The organism is Oleiphilus sp. HI0086 (assembly GCF_001635225.1).
This window is the reverse complement of sequence record NZ_LWFZ01000242.1, coordinates 1-3,521: the sequence shown is the minus strand read 5'-3', so window position 1 is coordinate 3,521 and position 3,521 is coordinate 1. Positions and strand designations below refer to the sequence as shown.

The 3,521-nt window shown below is 49.0% G+C and carries 3 protein-coding genes; all 3 read left to right on the top strand.

All coding sequences use genetic code 11. From position 1 onward, the window contains the following. Window positions 1-35 precede the first annotated feature (35 nt). Window positions 36-815 carry a twin-arginine translocase subunit TatC gene (gene tatC, locus A3756_RS03185; protein ID WP_068510193.1) on the top strand — a complete coding sequence of 260 codons (780 nt, stop codon included), beginning with the start codon at window positions 36-38 and terminating at the stop codon, window positions 813-815. Between the two features lie 7 nt (window positions 816-822). Then, window positions 823-1,542: a 16S rRNA (uracil(1498)-N(3))-methyltransferase gene (locus A3756_RS03180; RefSeq protein ID WP_068510498.1), complete on the top strand. Its 720-nt coding sequence runs from the start codon at window positions 823-825 to the stop codon at window positions 1,540-1,542. A gap of 203 nt (window positions 1,543-1,745) precedes the next feature. Further along, a complete protein-coding gene (locus A3756_RS03175; protein ID WP_068552922.1) occupies window positions 1,746-3,272 on the top strand; it encodes an IS91 family transposase in 1,527 nt (508 codons plus the stop codon). The last annotated feature ends 249 nt before the right edge of the window (window positions 3,273-3,521 follow it).

Genomic DNA, 3,521 nt, shown 5'->3' with positions numbered 1-3,521 from the left:
CATGGCCTCCGTAATAAGCTAAGCATAGTAAAGACATGAGTAAGACTTCTGACAACGCAACTGAAAACGACACTGTAGTCGACCAAGGCCAGCCTCTAATCAGCCATCTGATAGAATTGCGCACACGCCTCCTGCGTTCTGTGCTTTGCGTTATATTGATCTTCGCAGGCCTTTACTATTTTGCCAACGATATCTACCTGATTGTCTCAGAGCCACTTAGGGTCTTTTTACCCGAAGGTAGCACCATGATCGCGACCGATGTCGCATCACCCTTCTTTACCCCCTTCAAACTGGCTCTAATGACGGCACTGTTTATATCAATGCCTTATGTGCTCTTTCAAATATGGGGTTTTATCGCACCTGCACTCTATGAGAACGAAAAACGGCTCGCCTATCCTTTACTGCTATCGAGCATAATATTGTTCTATCTCGGCATGGCATTCGCTTACTTTGTCGTCTTTCCTTTAGTGTTTGGCTTTTTCACCAGTGCCGCACCTGAAGGCGTCACTGTAATGACCGATATCAGTCGCTATCTTGACTTCATTCTAAAGCTATTCTTCGCATTTGGTTTAGCCTTCGAAATCCCAATCGCAACCATTATTTTGGTTGCGGCAGGTATTACCAGCTCAGCTAGCCTAAGTGAAAAACGCCCTTACATCGTGGTTGGCTGCTTCGTTATCGGTATGTTATTGACGCCTCCAGATGTTATTTCGCAAACTCTTTTAGCAGTTCCAATGTGGGCTCTCTTTGAAGTCGGAGTGCTGTTTTCAAAACTCGTCGAAAAGAAGCGCAACGAAGAACCTGTAAGCGAATAACAATTAGATGAACCTGCTACTGTTATTCCCCGAAAATATGCACAGCGAAACACTGGCTGAGATTTCCGGTCGTCAACTCGAACATATGCATGAGACTCTAAAGTCAAAAGTTGGAGATAACATACGCGTTGGCCTGCTCAATCAGCAAATTGGCCTAGCCACTATTACAGCTCTCACTACGGAGTCTGCCAAACTCGATATCGAGTGGCAAAAAGAAGCGCCCGCACCACTCCCCTTAACACTCATTATTGGTCTACCCCGACCAAAAATGTTAAAGCGAATCATTCAAACCGCCACAACAATGGGCGTGAAGAAAATCTATTTCCTCAATGCCTGGAAGGTAGAAAAGAGCTTTTGGCAAAGCCCCTGGCTAAGTGAAGAAAAAATTCTAGAGAATTGCATCCTTGGCTTAGAACAAGCTCAGGATACCGTGATGCCCGAAATTCATATCAAAAAGCGCTTCAAGCCCTTTGTTGAAGATGAATTACCTGCACTTTCCAAAGGTACACGCCAACTAGTCGCCCACCCTAGAGAAGAACAGGTCTGCCCACATCATCTCGAAGAAGCCTGCACCTTAATCATCGGCCCCGAAGGTGGCTTTACTGAGTATGAAGTAAACAAGCTCAAAGAAGCCGGTTTTGAAGGAGTTCATTTAGGCGAAAGAATTCTACGCGTAGAGACTGCCGTACCCGTATTGATCTCGCGTCTATTTGGGTCAACATTCTAGGGTAATTTTGTCCGCAAAACGGACCTTCATGACTGATCGATAAACAAGGATTTTTTGGCCAATATTGATCTGATCGGTTACTTCTGGAAAGTGAGATAAGCGGACATAACAGTTGGACTGTTTTTACAAAATTACGGCCAATATTCGCTAAGTGAAGCTTCTTCTATATGCTGTATGTATAAACAGTATCAAGGAGGATGCTCATGTCACCGGCAAGGAATGTCTGGGCGAGTCAAGCACCATACTATGAACGCCATCAGCCCGAAAAGACGCTCCTCTATCAATTGGTTCAGGAACATTATCCTGTCTTTAAGTCCTCGTTGGAGGGTCAGGGACAAAGCTTGCCTCGTTACGTTCAGAGAGAGTTCGAAGATTTTCTCCAATGTGGTCGGCTGGAATATGGCTTTTTGCGTGTCCGCTGCGAGGATTGCCATCATGAACGATTGGTGGCATTTAGCTGCAAGCGCAGAGGGTTCTGCCCCAGCTGTGGTGCCCGCCGGATGGCGGAGAGTGCCGCGCTCTTGGTGGATGAGGTGTTTCCCAAAGTTCCCATACGCCAGTGGGTGCTGAGCTTTCCCTTCCAGTTACGATTCCTGCTGGCTCGCCATCCAGAGCTGATGGGTAAAGTGTTAGGCATTGTCTACCGCACCGTCTCTACGCATTTAATTAGGCAGGCTGGTTTTACCAAGGCTACCGCACAAACCGGTGCAGTGACGTTGATCCAACGCTTTGGTTCTGCGCTCAACCTTAATGTCCATTACCACATGCTATTTCTCGATGGCGTATACGCCGAAGATACCTATGGCCAACGGCGGTTCCATCGGGTCAAGGCACCCACTCAACATGAACTCAATGCGCTCGTTAACACCCTCAGCCACCGGGTCGCTCGCTGCCTGGAAAAACGCGGTCTGTTGGAGCGAGATGCCGAGAATACCTGGTTGACGCTGGACGAGGAAGGAGGAGATGTACTCACGCAAATGCACGGTTCCTCGGTGACTTACCGCATCGCCACCGGCCCCCAGCAAGGGAGTAAGGTCTTCACCCTGCAAACCTTCCCTCATTGCGAAAGTGAGAAGCCAGGCTATGGCCAAGCGGCTAAAGTGGCAGGTTTTTCACTCCACGCCGGTGTGATGGCCGAAGGACATCAGAGGGATAAACTCGAACGGCTCTGCCGCTACGTTAGCCGACCCGCTGTTTCAGAAAAGCGCCTGGCATTGACCTCCAATGGACACGTTCGGTATGAACTCAAAACCCCGTATCGCAATGGCACAACCCATGTGATCTTCGAACCCATGGACTTCATGGCCAAGCTGGCTGCACTGGTACCCAAGCCGCGCGTCAACCTCACCCGATTCCACGGAGTCTTCGCACCGAACAGCAAACACCGTGTTCAGGTCACACCGGCTAAACGCGGAAAAAAGCCTGACAAACTAGAAGCAGCCGATACTGACTGGCTCGATAAGACCCCTGAAGAGCGGCACCATGCCATGACATGGATGCAGCGACTTAAGCGAGTCTTCAATATTGATATTGAGGTTTGCGAGCACTGTGGAGGGCATGTCAAAGTGATTGCCAGCATTGAGGATCCGGACATAATCGAGCAGATTCTTAAACATCTCAAACAGAAGGCGGCCAAAGCCGATACTAACCATCACAACCAGCCGCCAGAGCGAGCCCCACCACTGACTCCCAGCCTGTTCGGCCCATCGCAGACTCGTTTATTTAATTGACGCTCCTAAGCTCTCAATCCATGTACTGTCAGCCTTTGCGGCAGGCCGGTGGGGCAACTGTCGGCTAAAGATCCATTCGCCAGGCACTTTTCGGTCAAATCGACCAAAATACGACCTTCTTTGGGCGCTGTGAAGCTAAATTCCGGGGCTTAGGCAATAAAAATGAGCAGCAATTTCGGGTATGCTACTTCATCCGAAGGGTGAAAAGGTGCTTTAAACGTCCTATACGCCCGACCATTCGTGGTTCTG

Excerpts from the sequence above, each read along its gene's own strand:
- tatC (WP_068510193.1), top strand. The coding sequence starts at position 36 with ATGAGTAAGACTTCTGACAACGCAACTGAAAACGACACTGTAGTCGAC.
- A3756_RS03180 (WP_068510498.1), top strand. The coding sequence starts at position 823 with ATGAACCTGCTACTGTTATTCCCCGAAAATATGCACAGCGAAACACTG.
- A3756_RS03175 (WP_068552922.1), top strand. The coding sequence starts at position 1,746 with ATGTCACCGGCAAGGAATGTCTGGGCGAGTCAAGCACCATACTATGAA.